Raw genomic sequence first — 3549 nt, forward strand, 5'->3', positions numbered from 1 at the left:
CGTATGACGCCCGGGACCCGGGGCGCTCCGGCGCCACCCGCCCCCGCGCCAAGAGGGGCTATTCGCGGGCCGCGGCCGCGGCGCGCCGTGGCGCGCAGGTGGTGCTGGTCAGCGGGCCGGTGCAGCTGCCGACGCCGCCCGGCGTGCAGCGGGTGGACGTGCGCTCGGCCGCGCAGATGCGCGAAGCGGTGCTGGCCGCGCTGCCGGCCGATATCTATATCGGCGCCGCCGCGGTGGCCGACTACACGCCGCGCCAGGTGGCGCAGCAGAAGCTGAAGAAGACCGCAGGCAGCCAGACGCTGACGCTGGAGCTGGTGCGCACCCCGGACATCCTGGCCGAAGTGGCCGCGCAGGAGCAGGTGCTGAAGCTGGTGGTCGGCTTCGCCGCCGAGACCCACGACGTGGAGAAATACGCGCGCGGCAAGCTTGCCGACAAGCATCTGGACCTGATCGTCGCCAACCAGGTCGGCATCGCCGGCGGCGGTTTCGAGAGCGACCAGAACGCGGCCACCGCCTACTGGAACGATGGTCATCGCGCGTTCCCCGGCACCGCCAAGACGCAGCTGGCCGAACAACTGCTGGACCTGATCGCGGAGAGACTGGACGCATGAAGACGGACACCGCCCTGCAGCCGCTGCAGGTGAAACTGCTGGATCCCCGCTTCGGCGATGCCTGGCCGCTGCCGGCCTACGCCACCGAGGCCAGCGCCGGCATGGACCTGCGCGCGGCGATCGAGGCGCCGATGACGCTGGAGCCCGGCGATGCGGCGCTACTGCCCAGCGGCATCGCCATTCATATCGCCGATCCGGGCCTGTGCGCCGTGGTGCTGCCGCGCTCCGGGCTCGGCCATCGCCACGGCATCGTGCTGGGCAACGGCACCGGCCTGATCGATGCCGACTACCAGGGGCCGCTGCTGATCAGCGTGTGGAACCGCGGCCGCGAGCCGTTCACCATCGAGCCTGGCGACCGCATCGCCCAGTTGGTCGTCATGCCGATCGCCCGCGTGACCTTGCAGGTGGTGGATACTTTCATCGACAGTGCGCGTGGAACGGGTGGATTCGGCCACACCGGAGTGCGCTGACAGGGGAAACGCACGATGAGCCAAGGGAACGAAAGCCGGCGTCCGCGCGCGGCGCTCGGCCGTTCGACACCGGTGCTGGCGGCGCTGCTGGTGCTGCTGGCCGGCTGGTTCGGCTGGGGCGCCTTCGAGCAGTGGCAGCAGGCCAGTACCGGCACCAGGCTGGAACAGGCGCGCGACCAGGCGGTGGAGGAGCTGCACAAGACCATCGCCGCGCAGACCGCGCAGTTCGCCCGCCAGCTCGAGCTGGAACCGGTCAAGGCTGCCCTGGCCAAGGGCGACGCCGCCGCGGCGGCGTCTGCGATGCGCGAGAAATGGGACGGCGTGGACGATGCGCAGGTGTTCGATGGCGGGCTGTCCGACGCTTATGCCGACCCTGCCGCGTTCGGCTATTCGCGGCTGGCCCTGCTGGAACTGGCGATGAGCGAAGGCAAGCCGGTCGCGCGCGTGGTGCGCGACGGCAATGGGCCCCGCCTGGGCCTGGCCGCGCCGGTGCGCCTGCAGGAGCGGTCGGCGGTCGCCTACATCCGCCAGCCGCTGACCCGCCTGGGCGCGGTGTTCGACGCGCTGGACTCGCCGGATTCCGCCTTCCTCGGCCTGCGCCAGGGCGGCTTCACGGTATTTCGCCGGGGAGATGCGGCGCTGGGCAACGGCGCCGATGCGCTGGCGCGGCCGGTGGCCGACACCGGCCTGCGCGTGGTGGCGGAAGTGCCCGACACGACGACAGGCCCGCTGGGCCTGGGCGCGGTGAGCAGTGCGACGGTCGCGGTGCTGATGCTGGCGACGGCGGTGCTGTTGCTGGTTGGCCGCAAGCGCCTGCGCCTGCCGGCGCTGCGCCGCGGTGGCGAAGCGCCGGCCGCCGATGACGGCGTCACCCTCAGCGAGGCGCTGGCGCAGGAACCGTTGCCTGTGGCGGCGGTACGCGAGCGCGAGGCCGGCGAGGAGCCGGCGGCGCCCGAGGCGGGCATCGGCGCCGTGGCTTCCGGCATTTTCCGCGCCTACGACATCCGCGGCGTGGTCGGCAGCGAGCTGACGCCGGCCGTGGCCACGCTGATCGGCCAGGCCATCGGCAGCCAGGTACAGGCGCAGGGCCTGCGCGAGGTGGTGGTGGGCCGTGACGGCCGCCTGTCCGGCCCCGAGCTGGTGGCCGGACTGATCGAAGGCCTGCGCCGCGCCGGTTGCGACGTCATCGACATCGGCATGGCGCCGACGCCGGTGGTGTATTTCGCCGCCTACCACCTGCGCGCCGGCAGCTGCGTGGTGGTGACCGGCAGCCACAACCCGCCGGACTACAACGGCTTCAAGATCGTCATCGGCGGCGAAACGCTGTCCGGCGAGGCGATCACCGACCTGTACCGGCGCATCGCCGACGGCCGCCTGCAGCGAGCCGATGCGCCGGGCGGCCTGCAGCAGCGCGAGGTCATCGCCGACTACGTGCAGCGCATCGCCGACGACGTGCAGCTGGACCGCCCGCTCAAGGTGGTGGCCGACGCCGGCAACGGCATTGCCGGCGCAGTGGCGCCGCAGCTGCTGGAGGCCATCGGCGCGGAGGTGATCCCGCTGTACTGCGAGGTGGACGGGCAGTTCCCCAACCACCACCCGGACCCGAGCGAGCCGCACAATCTCGAGGACCTGGTGCAGATGGTCCGGCGTTTCGACGCCGACCTCGGCGTGGCCTTCGATGGCGACGGCGACCGCCTCGGCGTGGTGACCAGGGAAGGCAGGATCGTGTTCGCCGACCGCCTGCTGATGCTGTTCGCCGCCGACGTGCTGGCGCGCAACCCCGGCGCGATGGTGATCTACGACGTCAAATGCACCGGCAGGCTGTCGGATTACATCCTGCGCAACGGCGGCAGCCCGATGATGTGGAAGACCGGGCACTCGCTGATCAAGGCGCGCATGCGCGAGACCGATGCCGAGCTGGCCGGCGAGATGAGCGGCCACTTCTTCTTCAAGGAGCGCTGGTACGGTTTCGACGATGGCCTGTATGCGGCCGCGCGCCTGCTGGAGATCCTGGCCCAGCGCGAGGAAGGCCCGTCCGAGGTGTTCGACGAGCTGCCCGATGCGATCTCCACGCCGGAGCTGAAGGTGGCGGTGGCCGAGGGCACCCAGCACGCGCAGGTGGCGCTGGTGGTGGCCGCGGCGCAGGCCGAGGATTCGCCGTTCGCCGGTACCCGCATCTCCACCATCGACGGCCTGCGTGCCGATTTCGGCGACGGCTGGGGCCTGGTGCGCGCCTCCAACACCACGCCGGTGCTGGTGCTGCGCTTCGAGGCGGACGATGAGGCCGCGCTGGAGCGGATCAAGGGCCTGTTCCGCGACCAGCTGCGGCAGGTGCTGCCGGCGGGGACCGAGCTGGGCTTCTGATCGCCGCCGTGGTCGCGCCGGGCAGCGCCCGGCGGGGGCTTCGGTTGGGAATGCCACAGCGGGGCTTCGCCCCGCTCTACAAGGAGCGCGGTGTTCTGTAGCGC

3 protein-coding genes are annotated in these 3549 nt (G+C 71.7%); all 3 read left to right on the forward strand.

The window, feature by feature from the left end:
• A partial coding sequence (locus tag QMX80_RS18765) for a phosphopantothenoylcysteine decarboxylase (RefSeq protein WP_282278694.1) occupies positions 1-611 on the forward strand: 611 nt, incomplete at its 5' end.
• The gene (dut, locus tag QMX80_RS18770) at positions 608-1081 is read left to right on the forward strand and encodes a dUTP diphosphatase (protein WP_273084949.1); all 474 of its coding nucleotides are present in this window, start codon (positions 608-610) and stop codon (positions 1079-1081) included. The genes QMX80_RS18765 and dut, both read left to right, overlap by 4 nt.
• A 15-nt stretch (positions 1082-1096) precedes the next feature.
• A complete protein-coding gene (locus QMX80_RS18775; protein ID WP_282278695.1) occupies positions 1097-3445 on the forward strand; it encodes a phosphomannomutase/phosphoglucomutase in 2349 nt (782 codons plus the stop codon).
• The last annotated feature ends 104 nt before the right edge of the window (positions 3446-3549 follow it).

This window comes from Stenotrophomonas sp. PS02297 (assembly GCF_029959705.1).
GTDB classification, from domain to species: domain Bacteria; phylum Pseudomonadota; class Gammaproteobacteria; order Xanthomonadales; family Xanthomonadaceae; genus Stenotrophomonas; species Stenotrophomonas nitritireducens.